16 protein-coding genes and 2 pseudogenes are annotated in these 22,765 nt (G+C 41.6%); 7 read left to right on the top strand and 11 right to left on the bottom strand.

Translation table 11 applies throughout. The annotated features are described in order from the left end of the window. Window positions 1–29: 29 nt before the first annotated feature. A pseudogene (gene gdhA / locus ACZ8ZH_RS12160) lies at window positions 30–1,372 on the top strand (NADP-specific glutamate dehydrogenase). A 74-nt stretch (window positions 1,373–1,446) separates the two neighbouring features. Here gdhA and ACZ8ZH_RS12155 read toward each other — a convergent pair. From ACZ8ZH_RS12155 to rlmH, 3 genes are all read right to left on the bottom strand, one after another. Beyond that, the gene (locus tag ACZ8ZH_RS12155; protein ID WP_086208882.1) at window positions 1,447–2,226 is read right to left on the bottom strand and encodes an META and DUF4377 domain-containing protein; all 780 of its coding nucleotides are present in this window, start codon (window positions 2,224–2,226) and stop codon (window positions 1,447–1,449) included. A gap of 141 nt (window positions 2,227–2,367) precedes the next feature. Beyond that, entirely contained in the window at window positions 2,368–3,144 is a 777-nt protein-coding gene (locus ACZ8ZH_RS12150) for a dioxygenase family protein (protein WP_086208423.1), read from the bottom strand. Window positions 3,145–3,251: 107 nt separating this feature from the next. Next, on the bottom strand, window positions 3,252–3,734 hold the full coding sequence (gene rlmH / locus ACZ8ZH_RS12145) for a 23S rRNA (pseudouridine(1915)-N(3))-methyltransferase RlmH (RefSeq protein ID WP_086208422.1): 483 nt from the start codon (window positions 3,732–3,734) through the stop codon (window positions 3,252–3,254). A gap of 146 nt (window positions 3,735–3,880) precedes the next feature. On the opposite strand from rlmH, the gene ACZ8ZH_RS12140 reads away from it, so the two are divergent. Beyond that, the gene (locus ACZ8ZH_RS12140) at window positions 3,881–4,822 is read left to right on the top strand and encodes a M20/M25/M40 family metallo-hydrolase (RefSeq protein ID WP_119063523.1); all 942 of its coding nucleotides are present in this window, start codon (window positions 3,881–3,883) and stop codon (window positions 4,820–4,822) included. 236 nt (window positions 4,823–5,058) lie between these two features. On the opposite strand, the gene ACZ8ZH_RS12135 is transcribed toward ACZ8ZH_RS12140, so the two are convergent. From ACZ8ZH_RS12135 to ACZ8ZH_RS12120, 4 genes are all read right to left on the bottom strand, one after another. Beyond that, the gene (locus ACZ8ZH_RS12135) at window positions 5,059–5,439 is read right to left on the bottom strand and encodes a VOC family protein (protein ID WP_086208420.1); all 381 of its coding nucleotides are present in this window, start codon (window positions 5,437–5,439) and stop codon (window positions 5,059–5,061) included. A 130-nt stretch (window positions 5,440–5,569) separates the two neighbouring features. Then, entirely contained in the window at window positions 5,570–7,999 is a 2,430-nt protein-coding gene (lon, locus tag ACZ8ZH_RS12130; RefSeq protein ID WP_119063522.1) for an endopeptidase La, read from the bottom strand. A gap of 148 nt (window positions 8,000–8,147) precedes the next feature. Continuing rightward, window positions 8,148–8,738, bottom strand: coding sequence for a 5-formyltetrahydrofolate cyclo-ligase (locus tag ACZ8ZH_RS12125; protein ID WP_086208418.1), 591 nt, complete (start codon window positions 8,736–8,738; stop codon window positions 8,148–8,150). A 72-nt stretch (window positions 8,739–8,810) separates the two neighbouring features. Continuing rightward, window positions 8,811–9,206 carry a MerR family transcriptional regulator gene (locus ACZ8ZH_RS12120; protein ID WP_110975649.1) on the bottom strand — a complete coding sequence of 132 codons (396 nt, stop codon included), beginning with the start codon at window positions 9,204–9,206 and terminating at the stop codon, window positions 8,811–8,813. Between the two features lie 82 nt (window positions 9,207–9,288). Here ACZ8ZH_RS12120 and ACZ8ZH_RS12115 point away from each other — a divergent pair, with 82 nt between their 5' ends. Further along, window positions 9,289–12,243 (top strand): heavy metal translocating P-type ATPase, encoded by a 2,955-nt coding sequence (locus tag ACZ8ZH_RS12115; RefSeq protein ID WP_470247739.1) that lies wholly within the window; start codon window positions 9,289–9,291, stop codon window positions 12,241–12,243. 215 nt (window positions 12,244–12,458) lie between these two features. Here ACZ8ZH_RS12115 and adeC read toward each other — a convergent pair whose 3' ends face one another. From adeC to ACZ8ZH_RS12100, 3 genes are all read right to left on the bottom strand, one after another. Next, window positions 12,459–13,862, bottom strand: coding sequence for an AdeC/AdeK/OprM family multidrug efflux complex outer membrane factor (gene adeC, locus ACZ8ZH_RS12110; RefSeq protein ID WP_119063520.1), 1,404 nt, complete (start codon window positions 13,860–13,862; stop codon window positions 12,459–12,461). Between the two features lie 79 nt (window positions 13,863–13,941). Then, on the bottom strand, window positions 13,942–17,052 hold the full coding sequence (locus tag ACZ8ZH_RS12105) for an efflux RND transporter permease subunit (protein WP_119063519.1): 3,111 nt from the start codon (window positions 17,050–17,052) through the stop codon (window positions 13,942–13,944). Further along, window positions 17,052–18,221 (bottom strand): efflux RND transporter periplasmic adaptor subunit, encoded by a 1,170-nt coding sequence (locus ACZ8ZH_RS12100; protein ID WP_119063518.1) that lies wholly within the window; start codon window positions 18,219–18,221, stop codon window positions 17,052–17,054. Before ACZ8ZH_RS12100 ends, ACZ8ZH_RS12105 begins: the two co-directional genes overlap by 1 nt. A gap of 146 nt (window positions 18,222–18,367) precedes the next feature. On the opposite strand from ACZ8ZH_RS12100, the gene adeR reads away from it, so the two are divergent. The 4 genes and pseudogenes from adeR to mumR form a co-directional block, all read left to right on the top strand. After that, complete coding sequence (adeR, locus tag ACZ8ZH_RS12095; RefSeq protein WP_086208412.1) at window positions 18,368–19,102, top strand: efflux system response regulator transcription factor AdeR; 735 nt, start codon at window positions 18,368–18,370, stop codon at window positions 19,100–19,102. A gap of 57 nt (window positions 19,103–19,159) precedes the next feature. Further along, on the top strand, window positions 19,160–20,239 hold the full coding sequence (adeS, locus tag ACZ8ZH_RS12090; RefSeq protein WP_119063517.1) for a two-component sensor histidine kinase AdeS: 1,080 nt from the start codon (window positions 19,160–19,162) through the stop codon (window positions 20,237–20,239). 48 nt (window positions 20,240–20,287) lie between these two features. Next, complete coding sequence (locus ACZ8ZH_RS12085; protein ID WP_119063516.1) at window positions 20,288–20,722, top strand: GNAT family N-acetyltransferase; 435 nt, start codon at window positions 20,288–20,290, stop codon at window positions 20,720–20,722. A 156-nt stretch (window positions 20,723–20,878) separates the two neighbouring features. After that, a pseudogene (gene mumR, locus ACZ8ZH_RS12080) lies at window positions 20,879–21,691 on the top strand (LysR family transcriptional regulator MumR); the annotation flags it as partial. On the opposite strand, the gene ACZ8ZH_RS12075 reads toward mumR, so the two are convergent. After that, window positions 21,685–22,713: an IS701 family transposase gene (locus tag ACZ8ZH_RS12075; protein ID WP_086197162.1), complete on the bottom strand. Its 1,029-nt coding sequence runs from the start codon at window positions 22,711–22,713 to the stop codon at window positions 21,685–21,687. The pseudogene mumR and the gene ACZ8ZH_RS12075 overlap by 7 nt on opposite strands. Window positions 22,714–22,765: the final 52 nt, after the last annotated feature.

The raw sequence follows: 22,765 nt of genomic DNA, 5'->3' as shown, positions 1-22,765 counted from the left end.
TGATCCATTTTTTTGCTGAGGATTAAGCGTTGAAATATAACAGCCTTAATGAGTTTTTAGATTACGTGAAAACACGTGATACACATCAACCTGAATTTCTACAAGCGGTAGAGGAAGTCATGACCAGCCTTTGGCCGTTCATTGCAAAAAATCCTCGTTATGCAGATCACGGTTTGCTAGAGCGTTTAGTAGAACCAGAACGTGCAATTCAATTCCGCGTTTCATGGGTAGATGATCAAGGTCAAACACATGTTAACCGTGCTTTCCGCGTTCAGTACAACTCGGCAATTGGTCCATTTAAAGGTGGTATGCGTTTTCATCCATCGGTGAATTTGTCTATTCTTAAGTTCTTGGGTTTTGAACAGACTTTTAAAAATGCACTCACCACACTACCTATGGGCGGGGGTAAAGGGGGTCAGACTTCGACCCTAAGGGCAAGTCTGAAGGTGAAATCATGCGTTTTTGCCAAGCGCTGATTATTGAGTTGTATCGCCACCTTGGTTCAAATACAGATATCCCTGCGGGTGATATTGGCGTGGGGGGGCGTGAAGTGGGTTATATGACTGGCATGATGAAGAAGCTGAGCAATGACACTTCATGTGTGTTTACAGGCAAAGGTTTAAGTTTTGGTGGTTCTTTGGCTCGTCCTGAAGCAACAGGTTATGGCACAGTGTATTTTGCGGAAGAAATGCTGAAAACTCGCGGTGATAGCTTTCAAGCTAAAACGGTTACCATTTCTGGTTCAGGGAATGTGGCACAGTATGCTGCTGAAAAAGCAATGTATTTAGGTGCAAAAGTCGTTTCATTGTCCGATTCAGCAGGTACAGTATATGTCAAAAATGGCTTTACTGACGCGCTACTTGCTGAAGTGATGGAACTAAAAAATGTAAAACGTGGTCGTATCTCTGAGTTTGCTTCTAAGCATGGTTTTGAATACTTAGAAGGTCAGCGCCCTTGGTCTATTCCATGTGATATCGCTTTGCCATGTGCAACTCAAAATGAGTTAGATCAGGCCGATGCAGAAGCGCTACTTGCAAATGGTGTGATTTGTGTAGCTGAAGGGGCAAATATGCCTTCAACTTTAGATGCGGTAGAAAAGTTCGTTCAAGCGAAAATTTTATATGCACCAGGTAAGGCTTCGAATGCGGGTGGTGTTGCAACTTCTGGCCTAGAAATGTCACAAAATGCTTTACGTTTGGGTTGGACGTTTGAAGAAGTTGATGAGCGTTTACATGCGATCATGAAAGAAATTCACCGTAACTGTGTGAAATACGGTACACAAGAAGATGGCTCTGTGAACTATGTTAATGGTGCCAACATTGCAGGTTTTGTAAAAGTGGCCGATGCAATGCTTGCTCAAGGCGTATTCTAAGTTATATACACTTAGATCAATACTCAAGAAAAAACCGAGGTATAGCCTCGGTTTTTTTCTAGGTCATTGAACGATTACAATGAGCCTTTTACCGCTTCACGTTCAATGATCATGTCTTGCACATAAGCATATTTGGATTGGTCAGCCGCAGGGTTTTGAATTTCATAACGCTTCACACGTACAATCTGACGCTCTTTCGGGTTATGCGTGAAACCATCAATATGGTTATAAAATAATGTCCAGTCTTTATCGACTTGGGTTTTTACCCCATTTTCAGCATATTTAAGTTCACGAACTTGTAGGCACTCCATACGAGCAACGCCTGTAGAACATGTTTTGGTCTCTGGTGAGATTTCTAAGAAAACAGTTTCACCTTGACTTTGATATTTCGATTCAGCTGTTTGCTTGCCTGTGAAAACAATTTTTTCACCATTCGCAGAGATCACTGTTAATGTTGGTGCTTCAGGATCATTGAGATTTAAAACGAAAGGCACTTTACGGTTGTCAAATAGGTTGGCTACGACTTTTTCTTGTGCCATGGCTTTCGGTTCACATGCCATTTGTGTTGCCATGAGGTTACCTGTCACGATTTGATTATTTTCAACTTTCCAGCTAGTCCCCATGCCGTTACAACTGGTTGCAATCCCTAGACGACCTGCTTTGTCAAAGTTTAAAACCAAAGGCTTGGGCGCATCTGTGGTATTCGCGCTCCAATGGTAGTTTGCAAGTGTTTGATCTGCATTTTGTTGTTGGAGTACAGACACAGCGATATCTCCTACTTTTTGGATATCAGAGGATTGGCAAGCGGCCAGTGCGAGTGGGAAAAGAGCAATCGCTAAATATTTTAATTTCATGGTTACAAGTTCTTGATTTAAAATAACAAGATCCATAATATCCGATCTTCTTTTTTAAAAGAATGAATACATTCAGTTCTTTTCAGTTTCAGAATGTATCCATAAATATTTTTTTGTTAATTTATAATTAAAATTTATGTGTTAGTCGAAACGATAAATGTCCATACCCAGTGCACCCATGGTAAAGCTGCTATGTACAATATTAAAACGATGCCCTGTACCCATCGCAAAAAATATGGGCGCAAAGTGTTCTAAAGTTGGATGATTACGACGGACAAAAGGAATAGATTCCCAGTTTAAAACCGCATCATAGTCCTGATGACTGAGTTTTGCGACCACATGGTTCCGAAATGTCGATGCCCATTCAGGTACCGCTTGGGATTGGCCATGCCAAGACAGCTCAGCTAAGTTATGTGTGATACTTCCAGAACCAATCAGTAATACCTGCTGCTCACGAAGTGGCGCAAGCGTTTGTCCAATTCTATAAATCTCTTGGGCTGATAAGTTCATTGGCAGAGAAATCTCTACCACAGGAATGTCAGCATCAGGATACATATGTAGTAAAGGCATCCAAACGCCATGATCCCGCGGACGGGTGCCATTCGCATGTGCTGAAAAATTTGCTTCTGCCAACAAATTTAAGATTTCTTCAGCGAGCTGGGGTTGACCTGGGGCAGGGTAGCGAATGTCATAAAGTTCAGCAGGAAAGCCGCGGAAATCGTGCCATGTCTCAGGACGTATACCTGTACTTACTTCTAGTGCGTTACTTTCCCAGTGTGCAGACATAATAACGATGGCTTGTGGCTTTGGTAGGTTTAGGCTTAAACGGTGTAACGCAGGCCCAACTTGCTCAGGATTCAACGCAAGCATGGGGGAGCCATGAGAAATGAATAAGCCGGGGAGCGTTTGTAAGTTCATTGTGAAAGCCTAATAAAGGAAGATGAAAACAATTGTGTCAGATTCTGCTCATTTCAGTAATGTGAAAAACATCAACGTATTGTTCTGAAAATAGAACGGAAATTGACCTAACCTGCCCGATGATAAGGATGATTATGGTTGATGCTCATCGCACGATATAGCTGTTCAATTAGCATTACGCGAACCATGGGGTGGGGCAAAGTGAGTTTAGATAATGACCAATGCCAAGCAGCCGCTTTACGTACTGCTTCAGAATGGCCATCAGGTCCGCCAATAGCAAGTACAATATCATTACCCTCAAGCATCCATCCTTTCATGGTTTCAGCCAGTTTTTCGGTACTAAACTCGCGTCCTCCAACCTCTAAAGCAATCAAGACTTCATTGCTTTTCATGGCATTCAAGATGCTATCGCCTTCAATTTGGCGATACTTCAAAATATCTGCTTCCGAGTCATTTTTGCCACGCTTTGCCATTGGCAGTTCAATAATTTGTGTCTGAACAAAAGGCTGAATACGTTTAAAATAATCTTCAAAACCAGTGAGCACCCACGCTGGCATTTTTTGACCAATGGTCAGAATACGGATTTTCATAATGAAGTATGTATATGGAGACGATTTATTATAACGGTGAAAGTATGGCTTTGCAGTGAGACGAAACAAAATGCAATTGAATTCATTGAGCCAATGTTGCTTAATTCAACAAATGAGTGGAATAAGAAATACTTGGAATAATAACAATGTGGCTCAAAATTTTAAAAAAGCAGGCTTTTTTGTTGATTGTTGTACTGGGTACTTTCACAGGGGAGGTATTCGCAAGCAACGTCAAAATGGCTGATGAACAAAACTTACAGGTCTATTTGGAGCAGGTGATTGGTCAGGGCAAAGCACGTAATTATAAAAATCTCGACGAGCTGAATCGTGTCTCTGCATGGATTAAAGAACAGATGCGCTTGTTGGGTGTGCCATGCCAATATCAAAACTTTACGGCCAATCAGCAAATCTACCGAAATGTAGTTTGTAGTTTAAACGTCGGACGTGCAGACCGTGTGATTGTTGGGGCACATTATGACGTCTTTGGTGAGCAAGATGGCGCCGATGACAATGCCTCTGGTGTTGCTGGTGTAATTGAAACTGCACGGATTTTGGCAGAGCAAAAGTCTAAACTACCTAATAATGTAGAGTTCGTTTTTTATAGTCTGGAAGAGCCTCCATTTTCTAAAACTCAGCAAATGGGGAGTTATGTCCACGCGAAGTCAGTCCAAGCTCACAAAGAGAAGATTAAAGGGGTGTATATTTTAGACATGATTGGTTTCTTTAGCGAGCAGCCGATTCAGAACTATCCAGTGGGTTTAAAATGGATTTATCCAACCCATGGTAATTTTATTGCAACCGTGAGTAATGTCAGTTCACGTGATTTAGGTACAGGCTACTGTGCTGCGATGCAGGAGTTGAATCAACTGGAATGTCAGCGTTTGGTTGCACCAAGCTTTGCCAATGCTTTCGATTTTTCAGATCATTTGAATTATTGGGAGTTTGATATTCCAGCAGTGATGATTACGGATACTGCTTTTTATCGAAATGCTCATTATCACGCCAAAACAGATCGTTTAGCCACATTAAATTTAACTAAAATGACCAATGTGATTGACGGGCTGGTGCAGCATTTATTGAAACCTTAATGGATCATTAAACAATAAAAAACGCAGTTCCCAAGTAGTGAGAACTGCGATAAAAGGTCATCCGTCTGGAGAATCAGATGACCATACGATTTTAAAAATCGAATAAAGAGAAAACATACAGCACATACATATTCCTACTATTTATATCGGGATTTTTACAAAATTTTCAAGTCTAAATTAGCTTAAAAGGTTTATAAAAAAGCATGTACACGTGAGGCTAGAATTTTAAGTTTATTTTATTGCATAGAATGCAAACCAATCATATTTCCTTCGCTATCGAAAGCAATCACAACATAACCATATTCGCCAATAGAAATCTTCGCTTCATGAATTTTTCCACCAAATTCCATAATACGGCTGGCTTCGTGCGCACAATCTTCACATGAAAAATAGATTAAGGTACTGTTCGCTCCTGCAACAACACCAGGCATTTTGACCAGTGCTCCAGAAGCACCGTAGGCTTGCATATCTGATGGAAATGCCCACATTTGCAGTGAATTACCATCTGAAGGTGGTGTAAGTTCAGTCAGCTGAACCTTAAAAACGGATTGGTAAAATTGTTTGGCACGAGATAAGTCATCTACATAAATTTCAAACCATCCAATTGGATTTTTCATTTTATTTGTCCTACATCTATCCCTTGATTGAATTATTGTAGTTGCTCAATGTACGACGGTATGTGGAATTCTCTACGCTGATTTGTAATAAAAAAAGAGAGCCGAAGCTCTCTCTTTTCATCATACCGAATCAGTGGCGTGCAGCTTTTTTGCCTTCATCGACTGCTTTCACAATCGGTGCCTTAACCAATGGTTCAGGCATAGATGTTAATGCTAACGGTAAAATCTCATCAATTGATTTTACTGCTTTAATCTCTAAACCTTCTTTGACATTGTCAGGGATTTCAGATAAATCACGGACGTTGTCTTGAGGAATGAAGACCAGCTTAATTCCACCACGGTGTGCTGCGAGTAGTTTCTCTTTCAAGCCACCAATACGCATTGCACGGCCCCCTAGACTGGTTTCACCTGTCATCGCGATATCAGGACGAATTGGAATACCAGTAAAGGCAGAAACCAATGCTGTCGTTAACGCGAGACCTGCAGAAGGGCCATCTTTAGGTGTTGCACCTTCAGGTAAGTGAACGTGTACATCTGTTTCATCAAAGCGAGATGCATCAATACCGAGTTCATCTGCACGGGTACGTACCACGGTCATAGCAGCAGTAATGGATTCTTTCATCACGTCACCGAGTGAACCTGTGGTGATGAATTTTCCTTTACCTTTGACTGCTGCAACTTCAATGGTCAATAACTCACCACCGACAGAAGTCCATGCTAAACCGTTGACACGACCCACTTGGGCTTCATCTTCCGCCATACCAAAGTCAAACTTATGTGGACCTAAGTAGTCTGGAAGATTGGCTGAAGTCACATCAACTTGCAGGTTTTTCGCCTTTTTGCTGACCGCTTCTTTTACCACTTTACGGGCAATTTTAGAGACTTCACGTTCTAAGCTACGTACACCAGCTTCACGGGTATAACGTTGTACGATGTCACGAATCGCTTCTTCATGAACAGTCAATTCTTTTGCACGTAGGCCGTTGTTCTTGATTGCTTTAGGAACAAGGTAACGCTCAGCAATATTGACTTTTTCATCTTCGGTATAACCCGGTAGACGAATCACTTCCATACGATCTAGCAAAGCTTCTGGAATATTCATGCTGTTGGCCGTACAAATGAACATCACTTCAGACAGGTCCAGATCAAGATCTAAATAGTGATCGTTAAACTTGCTGTTCTGTGATGGATCGAGTACTTCAAGCAATGCAGAAGCAGGGTCGCCACGGTAGTCTTGTGCCATCTTGTCGATTTCGTCGAGCAAGAACAATGGGTTCTTCACGCCAACTTTCGTTAAAGACTGCACAATTTTACCCGGCATCGCACCGATATAGGTACGACGGTGACCACGGATTTCCGCTTCGTCACGTACGCCACCGAGTGCCATACGGACAAACTCACGACCTGTCGCTTTCGCAACCGATTCACCCAGTGAAGTTTTACCTACACCTGGAGGGCCAACCAAACAAAGGATTGGGCCTTTGAGTTTTTTCACGCGAGATTGAACTGCGAGATATTCCACAATACGATCTTTCACGTCGTCTAAGCCGTAATGATCTGCATCGAGAATTTCTTGCGCTTTGCTTAAGTTAATGCTGACTTTGCTGGCTTTATTCCAAGGCGTATCTAAGATAGCCTCGATATAATTGCGCACCACAGCCGCTTCACTAGACGCAGGTTGCATTGCTTTGAGTTTACGGAATTCGCTTTCAGCTTTTTTACGCACGTGTTCAGGTAAATCAGCTTCAGCAAGACGTTTTTCAATTTCAGCAACGTCATCTTCCGCGCCGCCATTCATGTCAGAAAGCTCACGCTGAATGACCTTCATCTTTTCATTGAGGAAGTATTCGCGTTGATTTTTCTCCATTTGACGCTTCACTGAGTCATGTAAAGTTTGCTCAATCTGTTGTTCTTCAGATTGTTGCAATAAATACGTCATTAGTTCTTGTAGATGGGCTTCAAACTCATCGTGTTCGAGGAATTTTTGCTTCACATCAATATTCAGTGGAACACGGGTCGCTACGAAGAATAACAATTGGAGTAAATCGTCAATCTTGTTCGCAGCAGCAATCAGTTCACGTGCATTGCGCAGCTTTGCTTCAGCATATTGAGCAAACAGAGCACGTAACTCTTGTACACGTGTTTCTTGCGTTGTTTCGTCAATGTGGACTGACATTGGGCTAAGCGCATGTTCTGCGGTTAGATAATCATTTTCATCAATGATTTTTTCTAGCTTTGAACGATGCAAGCCTTCAATTAATACTTTTATACAGTTTTCATCATTTTCATGATTCACAACTTGCACAATCTTCGCGACAGTACCGTATTGATATAAGTTGTCGTGATCAATTTCTTCTGAAAGAGAATCTTTCTGAGCAACTACAAATACTAGATTGTCACTGTTACGAGCCACATCAACTGCATTGATCGATTTTTCACGACCTACAAATAGCGCGATTTGCATGTGTGGATACACCACGACATCACGTAACGCTAAAAGTGGTAATACACTTGGAACCTGAGGCTCTAAGGTTTCTTGATTCATAATAATTTCAGACATGGGCACTCCTAATGAGTGACAACGGTGTTGCCATGTTTTTTATAGTGATGGGTATTTTAAAAAATACAAGGGCAGGTCAAAATAAATTGTATAAAAAATGACTAAACATGTGATTTTTAAGTATTCTCAACAGTCAAAAATGTCAATTTTAGCGCTTGAAGCGTAAATGTTGTTGAGGGGTCAGCAGTCCATCTAAAGGCTGATCCCATGTTTCTCGAATCAAGCGCTGTGGCACTAACTGGAAGTGATGGGCCAAACCAAGGCGAAACGGACGGTGATAGGGCGCAGAAGCCAAGGTTTTATCGTAAAAACCACCGCCCATGCCAATACGTGTGCCATAAGGATCACAAGCCAATAAGGGCATGAGCAGGAGGTCTAAATGTGAAACGTGTTGCCCACGTGTTGCCATAGGCTCTTGCATACCTAACGGATGGTGGGAAAAGCGTTTATTTTGAAATTGGTTGTGTGAAACTTTGACCCACACCAAGCGCTGGTTCATATTGCAAATCATTGGTAAATACACTGCTTTTTTCTGATGAAAACAATATTCAATGATTTTACGGGTCTGAATTTCCCCAAAAGCATGTAGATAAATACCGACATGCTTGGCCTGTTTGAATTCGGGCACGCGTTTTAAGCGCTGTAAAATTTGCTGTTCGGACTGCTGCTGTTGGTAGGAGGAAACTTGTCTGCGTTGTTTGCGAAGCTGTTTTCTGAGTTGGGCAAGTTCAATCGACATGGTGAACGCAGTCCTGAGTATCGAAAAGATAAGTGTGAAAGTGATCGCCAAGTCAAAAAAGACGGCAATTGTTTATGGTGCAATCGTTGAACCTTTTTTCAGTTCTTGCAAAATAGGGCAACAGCTATCTGTCGTGGTTTTACATTCATCCACCCAAGTTGAAAGCCGTTGTTTCAAAGCATTCAGCTCTTGAATCCGTTGATCAATTTTTTCCAGACGTTGCTGAATCACATCACGGACTTTTTCGCGGTCATCCAGTTGCAAATGTAGTAGATCTTGAATTTCACTCAACTGTAAGCCCGCATCTTTACCTTTTTGAATAAAGCCCAGAGTTTCAATATCTTGCTGGCTATAGTAGCGATAGCTTTGGGTGGTTTCAGGAATGCGCATCAGACCAATGCGTTGATAATAACGAATCGTTTCTACATTAACATGACACTGTTTTGCCAGTTTGCCAATAGTGAGCATAAAATAATCTCCAAAAGGCTTGACTCAGTACCTAGGTACAGACTTTATGCTAACACAATCAAAAAATAAAAGGTGAATCAGAATGAGTGAGCAACACCAAACTTCTTGCTGTTCCAAAGATAAATTAGCGCCTACGGTGGTAAGGATCGACCCAGTTTGTGGTATGACAGTGGCGGAAGATTCTCCACATGTGTATGAGCATCAATCTGTTCGTTATTTGTTTTGTTGCTCAGGCTGTTTAAATAAATTTGTCGCTAACCCAGAGGCTTACTTAGGCTCAGAAAAACAATCAAGCACTTGTTGCGGTAAGCCGAAAACAGATTTAAGCAATGCTTCATCTCAGGCGAAAGAGGGTAGTGCTGTAGTTATTTCCAAAGGCTGTGGTTGCGGATCCAAACCTGTGTCAGATGCAGAGAAGCCCACATTTATTGACCCTGTGTGTGGTATGACCGTGACGGATTTAAGCAAACCGCACACCGAGTGGCAGGGGCAGGATTATTATTTTTGTAGTGAAAAGTGTCAGCAAAAATTCATTGCCAATCCAGAGGCTTATGTAAAGGTTGAACATTTAGATTCTGTAGTTAAAGCTTCAGGTTGTTGTGGGTCGACACCGAAAGTGGTTGAGAAAAAAGCATCCTGTTGTGCACCTAAGCCACAAACAGAACCAGATACCAAAGCCAGTTGTTGTGCACCTAAACCTAAAGCAGAACCAGCCAAAAATAGTTGCTGCGGTGCAGGAAAGCATGAACATCATGCTCCATCTGGTTCATCCGCATTTATTGATCCTGTCTGTGGTATGTCCGTTGACCCAAATACAGAGTTAAAAACGGATTATCAGCAACAGACTTATTATTTCTGTAATCCTTCTTGCTTAGATAAGTTTAAGGCTGATCCTGAGTTTTATCTGATTCCACCCGATCAGCGTCCTGTGCCTGAAGGGGCTGCGGATATGGATTATACCTGTCCGATGGACCCTGAAATTGTACAAAAAGGACCGGGGACGTGTCCGATTTGTGGTATGGCACTCGAGCCGATGCAACCGACTTTAGATGATGCACCCAACCCAGAGTTGGTGGACTTTAGCCATCGCTTTTGGATGACTTTACCACTGACGTTGATTGTATTTGTACTGGCGATGGGTTCGCACATTCATAGTTTCATTTCACCGCATATTCAGCCGTGGATTGAGTTAGTCCTCGCGACTCCTGTGGTGCTGTGGGCAGGTAAACCCTTTATTGAACGTTGCTGGATTTCGTATAAAACCCGCAACCTCAATATGTGGAGCCTTATTGGTGTCGGGGTGTTGGCCGCTTATATTTATAGTGTCGTGGCAACAATTTTCCCAAGTGTGATTCCAATGGAAGCCAAAACTGGGCACGGCGTTGCAGTGTACTTTGAAGCGGCCTGTATGATCGTGTCTCTAAGTTTGCTTGGTCAAATCATGGAACTGAAAGCGCGTGCCAAGACTGCAGACTCACTCAAAGCCTTACTCAAATTGCAAGCCAACACGGCCAAGTTGGTTCAAAACGATCAAGTGGTTGAAGTGGATATTGGCATGGTCAAACAAGGCGATATTTTACAGATTGCCTCAGGAGATCAAATTCCATTAGATGGTGTAGTGGTGGAAGGCAAAACCTATGTCGATGAAGCCATGATGACGGGCGAACCTGTACCTGTGAAAAAGCAAGTGCATGACACGGTGATCGGTGGTACGGTCAATCAACAAGGCAGTATTCGTATTCAAACCACGGCGGTCGGGGCGAATACGACTTTGGCGAAAATGATTCAAACGGTAGCAGAAGCGCAGCGTTCAAAAGCACCGTTACAACGTTTGGCCGATGTATTTGCTAAGTACTTTGTCATCATCGTGCTCTTGATTAGTGTGCTGACTTTTGCCGCTTGGATGATCTTTGGCGGCGCACAATTTGATTTGGCATTGATGTGTGCGGTGGCGGTACTGATTATTGCCTGTCCATGTGCGCTGGGTTTAGCAACGCCAATGTCCGTGATGGCCACGACAGGTCGTGCAGCACAAAAAGGGGTACTGTTTAAAGATGCAGTGGCGATTGAAGCATTAAGTAAAGTTAATACCCTGATTGTCGATAAAACGGGAACCTTGACTGAAGGTAAGCCGAGTCTGAAAGAAATTCAGTTGCTCAGCCCAAATGTGGAACAAGCACAAGTAGAACAGTGGATTGCCTCGATTGAGCAGTATTCGAGTCATCCGATTGCTCAAACTCTGACTCAAATTGTCCCTGCACAGCAATTGCTTAAAGTAGCAGACTTTGAAGATGTAACTGGGTTTGGTGTCAAAGGGCAGATCGGCGAGCAAACCCTCTATATTGGCAGCCAAAAGCTGCTAGAACAACTCGGCATTACTTTAGATGATACTTTGCAAAGCCAGCTAGATCAGCAACGTGTGACAGGCAACGTGATCAGTTTCTTAAGCAATAACCAAGAAGTGCTGGCTTATATTTCTATTCACGATGCGATTAAGGCCAATGCTCAGCAAGTCATTCAACAGCTGATTGATGATGGTATTGAAGTGGTCATGGCAACAGGTGACCATGAGCAAAATGCCCAGTTGGTGGCTAAGGAATTGGGTATTCAACAAGTCTATGGCAACTGTACGCCAACTGAAAAATTGGAGATTGTGAAGAAATATCAGGCTCAAGGTAAAATTGTGGCGATGGCGGGAGATGGTATTAACGATGCACCAGCCTTAGCACAAGCCAATGTCGGGATTGCCATGGGGAACGGAACTGATATCGCGAAACAAACCGCGCAAGTCACCTTAGTGAAAGGGGATATTCGTGGTGCAGCCGATGCTCTACATATGGCGAAACTGGGTGTTCGTAATATGAAACAGAACCTTGCGTTTTCCTTTGTGTATAACGGTTTGGGTGTACCTGTGGCAGCAGGAATTTTCTACCCATTAACAGGTTTATTACTCACCCCGATGTTTGCTGCGGTGGCGATGTCACTGAGTTCGTTGTCTGTGGTTTTGAACGCTTTACGTCTGCAAAAAGCAAAATAAAACATGCTCTTTTTGAAAATCTGATTTAAACCAAAGCCCATAAGAAAGCGCTTTTGAGAAGGCGCTTTTTTATGGCGTGTGGAAGTTGAGAACGGAGTAATCTTTTAATAGATAGTCCTGCGATAATTCTCAAGTTGAAGACTCTTTCTTATTTTGCGCTGATTGAATAAATAAAATTCTCTTGAATGAGGCACTGAGTTCTCATCATTGAAAAGTTAAGAAATGGGTCTAGATAGCCCACCGCCTAAAGCTTTGTATAATTCGATTTGAGTATTCAATTTGGTTTGTTCAAGCATCAGTAGACCTTGTTGAGCTGCGTAAGCAGAGCGTTGAGCATCCAACACGGTTAAATAACTCTCTATGCCTGCTTTAAAACGAGCCGTGGATAATTTGTAGGTGGTATCGGTCGCGGAAACCAAACGGCGTTGCGCATTTAAACGATTTTCGATATGAGCCTGTGCAGCCAAGGCATCATTGACCTCACGGAATGCAGACTGAATGGCTTTTTCATAATTCGCCAATGCAATTTTCTGTTCTGTTTCAGCAATCTTAATATTGGCTTTACGCGTTCCCCAATCAAAGATAGGAAGTTCAATACTTGGGCCAACTGACCAAGAAAAGCCACCAGATTTAAATAAATCTTTTAGTTCAGTTGAGGCATAACCTGTAGAACCTGTCAGACTAATGTTTGGATACATACGTGCTTTTGCTGCGCCAATATTTGCACCCGCAGCTTGAAGTTGATATTCAGCCGCTTTTAGATCAGGGCGATTATTGAGTAAATCACTACTTAAACCTGTCGCAAAGTTGGTTTCGGCACTGATACTTTTCACGGCATGATTTGGAAGAAGGTGTTGTGGAACAACTTGCCCAGCCAATAGATTGAGTAAATTCTGTGCCTGTAATACTTGGGTTTTATACGCAGCCACATCATTTGTGGCAGTCTCTACGGAAATCTGCGCCTGACGCAAAGGGACTTCACTTTCAATGCCCACATCAAAACGTTTTTTGTTCAGATTGTACGCATCAAGTTGCACTTTAAGTGTTTGTTCAGCAAAGTTTAAATTGGCTTGAGCATAGGCATAATCCAACCAAGCTTGCGCGACTTGGCTGACTAAACTGATCTGCGTGGCTTCTTGTGCGTTTTGCGTGGCAAAGTAATTATTCAACGCCACATCTTTTAAGCTTTTCACACGTCCCCAAAAATCCAGTTCATAGGCTGTCATACCAAGCCTGACTTGGAAAGCTGAATAAGGGTTATTGGGATTCACAGAAGCGTTGACTTGTCGAATCGCACTACCATTTGCACCAATAGTCGGTAGTTGATCATTTTTGCTGATTTGGTACTGTTGCTGTGCACGTTGAATATTCAATGTGGCTGTACGTAAATCACGATTGTGATCTAAGCTGATTTCAATCACTTGTAATAATTGAGTATCGGTAAAGAATTGTTTATAGCCCTGATGTGCAATCGAAATTCCTGTGTTTGTCTGTGCAAAACTCTGTGGAATATCTGATTTGATCATCGGCTGAGGTGCTTGCATATTCATACACGCCGTCATTGTCATTGAAAGCGTAGAGATGAGTAGCCCACGAGATAAGACAGTCACTTTAGACATGGTTTTCTCCAAATAATATAAAGATGAATGCAGAGGAGAGAACAGAGAAAATCGTTTGATTTTCTCTGTTCAATGCTATTTAAGATGGATTTTTTTCTTTCGAAGAAAACAGCTTTTCAACTGCACCCAAGACAAAGATAAAGAAGACAGGTACAAAGAAAATCGCCAGAATCGTTGCTGAGATCATGCCACCAAATACGCCTGTGCCTAAGGCATGTTGGGTTTCTGAACTTGCACCTGATGCGATGACCAATGGAATTACACCACAAGTAAAGGCAAGTGAAGTCATCAGAATCGGGCGTAAACGAAGTTTTGCTGCCGCAACAGTGGCTTCAATTAAACTCATGCCTTCTTCCTTGAGCATCTTGGCAAATTCAACAATCAAAATGGCATTCTTGGCAGATAAACCGATGATGGTAATCAAGCCAATTTTAAAGAACACATCATTCATCATCCCTCTCGACATAATTGCCACAATCGCACCGAAAATACCCAGTGGTACGACGAGCATCACTGACAGTGGAATTGCCCAACTTTCATAGAGCGCAGCGAGTACAAGGAAGACCACCAACATAGATAAACCGAGTAAGAACGCCATTTGTGATTCAGACTGTTTTTCCTGTAAGGAAATACCCGTCCATTCATAGCCGATACCTTTCGGTAATTTGGCAATCAGTTGTTCCATTTCACGCATCGCATCACCAGATGAGGTATCAAAGTTTGGAATACCTGCAATACTCAAGGATGGGCGACCGTTATAGCGATTGTATTGTTGTGGTGCTTTGCTCCATTGAGGGGTGACCACTTCGGATAAAGAAACTAATTGCCCGCTTGAACCCGCTACTTTCAGATTTAAAATATCTTTCAATTGCATCCGTGCTTTGGCATCAACCTGAACAATCACTTGTTGCATACGACCCTGATTCGGAAAGTCGTTGATATACATAGATCCCATTGAGGTCGAGATGATGTCTGAGACATCAGAGAACTTCACCCCTAAAACATTGAGTTTCTCACGGTCAATTTTTAAAGAAATGTTGTCACCTTGTGGTAAACCTTCATTCCACACCATATAGAATTTTTTATTCTTGGCAGCCATTGCCATTAACTGATCTTGAGCAGCCAGTAGCGCAGGCATACCTAAGTTGGCTCGATCTTGTAAACGTAAACTGAAACCTGAAAAAGTGCCCAATTCATCAATGGCAGGCGGAAGTACCGCCATGGTTGCACCTTCTTTACTGTTCGCCATGGTTGCATTGACGGTATTGGTCATTTCGGTTGCTGTTGATGTGCGGTCTTTAAAATCGGCGAGGGTCGTAAACGCGACTGCCACGTTTTGACCTGAACCACTAAAGCCCCAACCCAAAATAGTAGTGTTACTTTTCACATTTGGATTGTCTTTTAAGCTTGCTTCAAATTCATTCACTACATTTCGAGTACGTTCAGTAGTCGCATCCGATGGCAGTTGGAAAGAGGTGAGAAACCAGCCTTGATCTTCTTCGGGCATAAATGCTGTGGGCCAATATTTCATGCTTGCAAAGGTAATGCCCGTAATCACCACAAAAACCACCATCATCGGAATACTGTGTTTGATGACTTTGAGCAGTATCAATTCATATTTCTTGGTGACTTTGTCAAAGCTACGATCAAACCATGCAAAGAAACCTTTCTTTTGATGATGACCATCAATCGGTTTTAGAATGGTCGCGCAGAGAGCAGGGGTTAAGATCAAAGCCAATAATGCGGAGAACAGAATGGACACTGACATGGTTAATGTAAATTGCTGATAGATAATCCCCACTGAACCACTGGCAAACGCCATCGGTAAAAACACCGCAGCCAGTACCAGTGTAATCCCGATAATTGGGCTGGTAATCTCTTTCATCGCTTTAGAGGTCGCTTCTTTAGGAGACAAACCTTCTGTCGCCATGATTCGTTCTACGTTTTCAACCACTACAATTGCATCATCAACGATGATCCCAATCGCAAGCACCATACCAAACATGGTTAGTACGTTGATGGAAAAGCCTGCCAATAGCATGACCGCAAAAGTACCTAGCAATGCAATCGGCGCGACAATTGCAGGAATTAAGGTATAACGAACATTATGCAAGAACAGATACATTACAATGAAAACCAGAACCATAGCTTCGAGCAAGGTATGAATCACTTTCTCAATCGAAATTTTAACGAAAGGTGCCGTGTCATAAGGAACACTGATTTGCATCCCTTCGGGTAAATTGAGCTTTAATTCTTCGATTTTGGCTTTAACACCCTCCGCCGTTTTCACGGCATTCGCGCCCGGACTGAGTTGGATTGCAGCAGCAGTAGCAGGTTTACCATCTTCCAAAATGGCAAAGTTATAGGCTTGTGAGCCGATTTCAACCTTGGCGACATCAGACAGCTTGATCACACTGCCATTGGTTTTACTTTTTAAGCTGATATTTCTAAATTGCTCAACATTGCCCAATTGTCCTTGTACAGAGAGGGGCACAGTGATCAGTTGACCTTTTTCAGCAGGCATATCTCCAAGACGACCGGGTGCAATTTCAACATTGTTCTCGCGAATCGCTGTATTCACATCACTAATTGACAGGCCATAAGACACCAGTTTATTGGGGTCGACCCAAATTCGCATGGCTTTTTCTGCACCGAAGGATTGAACTTTACCCACACCTTCAACACGTTTCAGTTCTTCCACCACATTGCGAACCAAATAATCACTCAGATCAACTTCAGAATATTGACCATTCGGTGAGTTGATACCGACTAACATCAAAAAGCCTGATGAAGATGCTTCGACTTGTAAGCCTTGTTGACGAACAACTTGTGGTAGACGTGCTTCAACCGCTTTGATTTTGTTTTGCACATCGACTTGTGCCATTTCAACATCAGTACCCGGTTTAAAGGTCGCCGAGATTTGCGCTGTACCAGAGGTATCTGTGGTCGAACTATAATAAAGCAGGTTTTTAACCCCAGATAATTCTCTTTCGATCAAGGTCACAACACTGTCATTAATGGTTTTTGCCGTTGCGCCGGGATAAGTCGCACTAATGTTGACTTGAGGTGGCGCGACACTTGGAAAGCGAGCAATCGGCAGTTTGGGGATACTGAGTAGCCCAAACAGGATAATGAAAATCGCAATCACCCATGCAAACACAGGGCGGCGAATGAAAAATTGTGACATCATCATTTCGCTCCTTGAGTCATAGGTGAGGTGCTATTGTTCGATGACGGTACTTTCCAAGTCGTGAGTTGCAGTTTTTGGTTCGCTTGGATACGTTCAACCCCTTCAACGACCACTTTGTCACCTGTTTTTAATCCCTTATTGGCAATGTAGTACTGCTCATATTGCTGACCCAATTCGATTGGGCGAATATCTGCCGTACCTTTAGCATTGATGACATAGACTTGTGGATCACCATTGATATTACGTTGAATCGCTTGAGCAGGGACGAGCAAGGCTTGAGGAACAGAAGCACGGTCGATATTCACGCGAACATACATCCCCGGAAGGAGTTTGCGTTCAGGATTCTGCACTTCGATGCGGATGGTGACATCACCTGTCTCAGGATCAACATTGATGTCTTCAAACAGCATTTTTGCGCTGACCTTATAAGGCTGTCCATGACTATTCGAAATTCGGACTGTCTTCTTATTATTTGCCGATAACTCACCGCTTTGTAGTGCGACCTGTAGTCGTTCATATTCGCTAATAGATTGCTTTACATCGACATAGACTTTGTCGATTTGTTGAACAGTCGCCATGGTATTCGTATCACCTTGACTCACCAAAGCACCTTCAGTCACGAATGATTGTCCGATACGACCTGAAATCGGTGCGCGTACAGTGGCATATTGCAGATTCAGGTTTTGACGAGTCAGCAAGGCTTTCATTTGTGCAACATCAGCCAAAGCCTGACGGTATTCAGCTTGAGCATTACTGACTTCTTGCTTACTGATCGCATTGCTAGGCAGTAATTGTTCATAACGTGCTAGCTGAACTTTTAAACGTGCAACCTCAGCTTCTGCTTTATTGAGTGAAGCCTGATTACTATTCACATCGGCTTGAAAGATTTCTGAATTAATTTTATAGAGTGCTTGTCCTGCTTTAACTTCACTGCCTTGAGTAAACAATACCTTTTCAATAATGCCACCGACTTGTGGACGTATTTCAGCAGTTCTGAAAGCCTGTACACGTGCTGGCAAGTTTTCACTAAAGTTCACCGATTGCGGTTGAATATTTAAAACACTCACTTTTGCAGGGGGTGTTTCAGCTGGTTTTGCCTGTTCAGAGCCACACCCTTGTAGTATCAGTCCGATAGATAAAAATAATGGAAGTAAAAGATGCTTTTGCATACTGTCCAAGCCTTGGGAGTTTTTGATGCTGTCATTATTTTTGAGAAGTGTGTAACGATGATTTCTGAAATGTGGAAAAAGTGTGGAGATACACAGATAAATCGGCGTATTATGGAGATTGACTGAAATTATTCGATAACCTATTCATGTTCGAAGCTTCATTTTCTTTTGATTGCCATGACAAACAGATTCTTGTTGTAGAAGATGAGTATGAGATTGGCGATATTATCGAGCACTATTTAAAACGTGAAGGAATGCACGTGATTCGTGCGATGAATGGCAAGCAAGCAATTGAAATACATGCAGCACAAGTAATTGATTTAATTGTGCTCGATATTAAGTTGCCTGAGCTAAACGGTTGGGAAGTGCTGAGTAAAATTCGTCAAAAAGCACAAACGCCTGTCATTATGTTAACGGCACTTGATCAAGATATTGATAAAGTGATGGCACTCAGAATTGGCGCGGATGACTTTGTGGTCAAACCTTTTAACCCAAATGAAGTGGTTGCACGGGTGCAAGCTGTCTTAAGAAGAACTCAGCACAGTATGCAAGCCCAGCAGAAGCGCTTGTTGTATAGAAATATTGAAATTAATACAGAACTTCGTAGTGTCTATGTACAGCGACAGAATAAAAAGATTTTACTGAATCTGACGTTAACGGAATATAAAATTCTTCTGTTAATGATTGATCATCCACATAAAGTATTTAGTCGTAGTGAGCTGATGAACCAATGCTTGCCAGATAGTGATGCGCTTGAACGTACAGTTGACAGTCATGTGAGTAAGTTAAGAAAGAAACTTGAAGAGCAAGGACTTGAGCAGATACTAATGAATGTACGTGGGGTCGGCTACCGATTAGATCAGCCAAAAGACTTGCAATGAGTAATATAAAACCGTGCAAGATGTGGAGAATGCGAAGGAATAGGGCTAGAAAATAATATGAAAAATAAGTCAGGTATTAGTACACAGTTATTTATCGCCTTAAGTATTGTCAATTTAAGCGTGACGCTATTTTCTATTGTTCTCGGGTACTTTATTTATGACTACGCGATTGATGCAGGTTGGATTACTTTAAGCGCATTGCAAGAAGACTGGAATGAATTTCATTTTGTCGATTGGATTTGGTTGGCGACCGTGATTTTCTGTGGCTCAGTTATTTCTTTAATCATTGGGATGTATCTCGCACAGCGGTTTACTCGGCCCCTCAATTTTTTGGTCGAAGCTGCTAAGAAAATTAGTCAGGGGGATTTGTCCGCAAGGGCTGAAGATACACAAGGACACTCGATTGAAATTTCTGAGTTGGTACAACATTTTAATGATATGGCATATAAACTTGAAGTTTCTGTACAAAATGCGCAAGTTTGGAATGCCGCAATTGCCCATGAACTTCGAACTCCTATCACGATTTTACAGGGACGTTTGCAAGGCATGGTAGATGGTGTTTTTGAACCCAATCCAGCCTTAATCAAGAGTTTATTAAACCAAGTTGAAGGCCTTTCTCATTTGGTGGAAGACTTACGTACGCTGAGTTTGGTTGAAAATCAACAGCTACGTTTAAATTATGAATGGGTTAATCTGCAAGACAGTGTTGATAAGGTATTGAAAATATTTGAAGAGCGTTTGATACAGGCAGATTTAACACCAGTATTGGATTTGGAAACAACACCTGTTTTTTGTGACCAACGCCGTATTGAACAAATATTGATTGCTTTGATTGATAATGCTATTCGTTATGCAAATGCAGGAAAGTTAACTATTTCATCTCAAACTGATGGAAAAATGTGGCAGCTAAAAGTTGCTGATAATGGACCAGGGCTTGCTGAAGAATTTCAACAACATTTATTCGACCCGTTCTTTCGCTTGGAACAGTCACGCAATAAAGAGTTTGGTGGAACTGGCCTTGGACTTGCGGTGGTCAATGCCATTGTGATTGCACATAAGGGCACAGTGCATTATGAAAACCTAAACTCAAACAGCATTTTTACCATTCAAATGGGCATTGGCAGTAGTCGAGAATAAGCGTTTGAGCTTAATGGTATTTATTGAAAATAAAATTTAGAGAAGTATATGCAATTGATTAGACTGGCCACGCAACATGATATCAAATCAATTTTTGATATCCGAATCAGTGTAAAAGAAAATCACCTTTCCCTAGAGCAATTGACAGAGATGGGTATTACCCCAATTTCAGTTTTGGCGATGATGGAAAGTGAACCATGTATTTGGGTTGTGGAAAAGGCAGGGATGGTACTTGGTTTCTCAATAGTTGATTTTAAAGCGGGGATGGTTTTTGCAAGTTTTGTACATCCCGATCATGAAGGGAAAGGCTTTGGAAAACAGTTAATGAAAGAGGCAGAAGCCTTATTATTTCAAAAATATAATTGTATTTACTTAGAAACAGATTCAAAAAGTCGGGCATATCAGTTTTATAAGCACTTAGGTTGGAATACTGTTGAATTTTATGCAAATGGTGATGTCAAAATGGAAAAACTTAAACCTTAAAAGAGCTTTGATAAATTACTTTTTAGATCAAAATATTATGCTGTATAAATTTAGATCTACTGGTTTTTATCCTATTTTGTAGACTGAATTCTCATCACTTAAAAAGAGTGGTAACTACTGTACGATAACTGGAATCGAATAAGGACAAGATTTAAGGTGAATTTAAAAAGTCTAGAGGCATTTTATTGGGTTGTGACCTTAAATAGCTTCAATAAGGCTGCTGCAAAATTACAAACCACTCAGCCTGCGGTTTCCCAAAAAATCACTGCTCTAGAAAATGATTTAGGTTTTAAAGTCCTTGATCGCGGTTTTCGACAGCTTAAACCCACCCATAAAGGCATGACCCTGTTTAAATATGCTGAAAAGTTTATGCGTTTGGAAACCGATTTGGTGGCCGAGCTAACTGAAAACCAACACCTCACAGGAACGATTCGTTTAGGTGTTTCGGAGACGATTGTTTATACGTGGTTGGTTGAATATATCGAAAAAGTACAAAAAGAGTTTCCCAAAGTTTCTGTGGAAATTGTGGTGGATTTAACCCCAAATTTGCAAGAAGGTGTGCGTACAGGGGATTTGGACATGGCCTTTTTACTGGGCCCAACTTTGGCTTTCGAGTGTGTAGAGCAGGCGCTGTGTGACTTTGAGCTGAGTTTCTTGGCAGCTCCATCTTTTAAAGGTGGTGTAGGTCAAATGTCATTTAAGGCATTGATGTCTCATACCATTTTAACCTATCCGAAAATTACCTATCCCTATAAAGAACTCAAGGCCAAAATGAAAGAACAGGCACTGGATGAGCCGCTTTCAATTACCAGTTATTCGCTTGCGACCTTATTGCGTCTTGCAGAGCAAGGGTTAGGGATTGCCGTTGTGCCGACCTTAACGGCGCTAAAGGAAATTACCGATGGTCGCTTAGAAATTTTGAATACCCCGATCCAGCTCAAAACCTTAGGACTTACGCACTATTACTTATAGATTCTCTGTGGTAGCAGATGATTTTTATCGAGAATAAAGTCATCAATGAAGTTTTTGATAATTGGTCTAAATAATTTCTTCTGCCAACGATATATATTTTCAAAGATCCGCTCAAACTGGTTCTTTTGTATCTCAACGTAGGCCATCAAGGCTGAAAAAATATGATTCAAAATCAGTTTAGATCGTCTTACTTGAAACTTTTCAATATGACAAACCTGTTTAATCACCCGGTGATATTGCTCTATTTTCCAATGACTTGAATGTAATTCATGAAAACCTTCAAAGGACAATAAATCATCTTCATCTTGATGCACAATATAAAACCTCTGCTGTTCTTTTAACTGAGTCTTAAATAATTGTACAAAGCCAAAATCTTTGAGCCAGATCACTTGACCCTGATGGAAATCTGGCAATAAGCGCAGTTGAAACCATTGTCCTTTTTCTGGGGAAACCTTACGGTTACAGTCGATACCAAACATAAATCGAATACCATATTTTCTTATGGTTTTTAGATTTCCAGTCGATGAATACCAACTATCACCTGTAATAAATTGAATCTTTGCACCCCAACTGAGTACTTCACTTAACATATCCATAAAGTAATCATTCTTGGTTTTACTTTCAGATTTGTCATAAATTCGGAAATTAATTGGAATATTTTGACCATTTCGATCTGTCGCATACAAGGTAATGAGATTAATACCCTTGACGGATCGGTGGTGTTTGCCTGACCAAAAATAGCTAACCAAGTCCATATGTTGACTATATGGTTTATCTAAAACAGTATCATCAATACTGACTATAAGTTTATTATTATCAATATGTTGAATTGATTCTTGATATAGGTCGTGAGGTGTGTAGTCTTCACGCTCTAGAAAGCGATTTACACTATCATGCGAGATATTATAAGTCTCGGCAAGTTGTGTGCAGCTAATAGAGTTCGGTTCTGTCATGAGAAAGCCCATATAAATGGGTAATGTACAAGTTGCTGTAGAAGCATGTTTAATTCGTCTGATCACAGATACTTTATAAAGTATTTTAATACTTTTTTGAATCCGTCAATGCGTAAGT

Source organism: Acinetobacter sp. SW-226 (assembly GCF_055632855.1).
Note: the sequence above shows the minus strand (reverse complement) of the source record. Positions and strands in the feature narration are given on the sequence as shown.

What these genes read in the sequence shown, in the direction of transcription:
- ACZ8ZH_RS12155 (WP_086208882.1), bottom strand. Translation starts at nt 2,226, where the DNA reads ATGAAATTAAAATATTTAGCGATTGCTCTTTTCCCACTCGCACTGGCC.
- ACZ8ZH_RS12150 (WP_086208423.1), bottom strand. Translation starts at nt 3,144, where the DNA reads ATGAACTTACAAACGCTCCCCGGCTTATTCATTTCTCATGGCTCCCCC.
- rlmH (WP_086208422.1), bottom strand. Translation starts at nt 3,734, where the DNA reads ATGAAAATCCGTATTCTGACCATTGGTCAAAAAATGCCAGCGTGGGTG.
- ACZ8ZH_RS12140 (WP_119063523.1), top strand. Translation starts at nt 3,881, where the DNA reads ATGTGGCTCAAAATTTTAAAAAAGCAGGCTTTTTTGTTGATTGTTGTA.
- ACZ8ZH_RS12135 (WP_086208420.1), bottom strand. Translation starts at nt 5,439, where the DNA reads ATGAAAAATCCAATTGGATGGTTTGAAATTTATGTAGATGACTTATCT.
- lon (WP_119063522.1), bottom strand. Translation starts at nt 7,999, where the DNA reads ATGTCTGAAATTATTATGAATCAAGAAACCTTAGAGCCTCAGGTTCCA.
- ACZ8ZH_RS12125 (WP_086208418.1), bottom strand. Translation starts at nt 8,738, where the DNA reads ATGTCGATTGAACTTGCCCAACTCAGAAAACAGCTTCGCAAACAACGC.
- ACZ8ZH_RS12120 (WP_110975649.1), bottom strand. Translation starts at nt 9,206, where the DNA reads ATGCTCACTATTGGCAAACTGGCAAAACAGTGTCATGTTAATGTAGAA.
- ACZ8ZH_RS12115 (WP_470247739.1), top strand. Translation starts at nt 9,289, where the DNA reads ATGAGTGAGCAACACCAAACTTCTTGCTGTTCCAAAGATAAATTAGCG.
- adeC (WP_119063520.1), bottom strand. Translation starts at nt 13,862, where the DNA reads ATGTCTAAAGTGACTGTCTTATCTCGTGGGCTACTCATCTCTACGCTT.
- ACZ8ZH_RS12105 (WP_119063519.1), bottom strand. Translation starts at nt 17,052, where the DNA reads ATGATGTCACAATTTTTCATTCGCCGCCCTGTGTTTGCATGGGTGATT.
- ACZ8ZH_RS12100 (WP_119063518.1), bottom strand. Translation starts at nt 18,221, where the DNA reads ATGCAAAAGCATCTTTTACTTCCATTATTTTTATCTATCGGACTGATA.
- adeR (WP_086208412.1), top strand. Translation starts at nt 18,368, where the DNA reads ATGTTCGAAGCTTCATTTTCTTTTGATTGCCATGACAAACAGATTCTT.
- adeS (WP_119063517.1), top strand. Translation starts at nt 19,160, where the DNA reads ATGAAAAATAAGTCAGGTATTAGTACACAGTTATTTATCGCCTTAAGT.
- ACZ8ZH_RS12085 (WP_119063516.1), top strand. Translation starts at nt 20,288, where the DNA reads ATGCAATTGATTAGACTGGCCACGCAACATGATATCAAATCAATTTTT.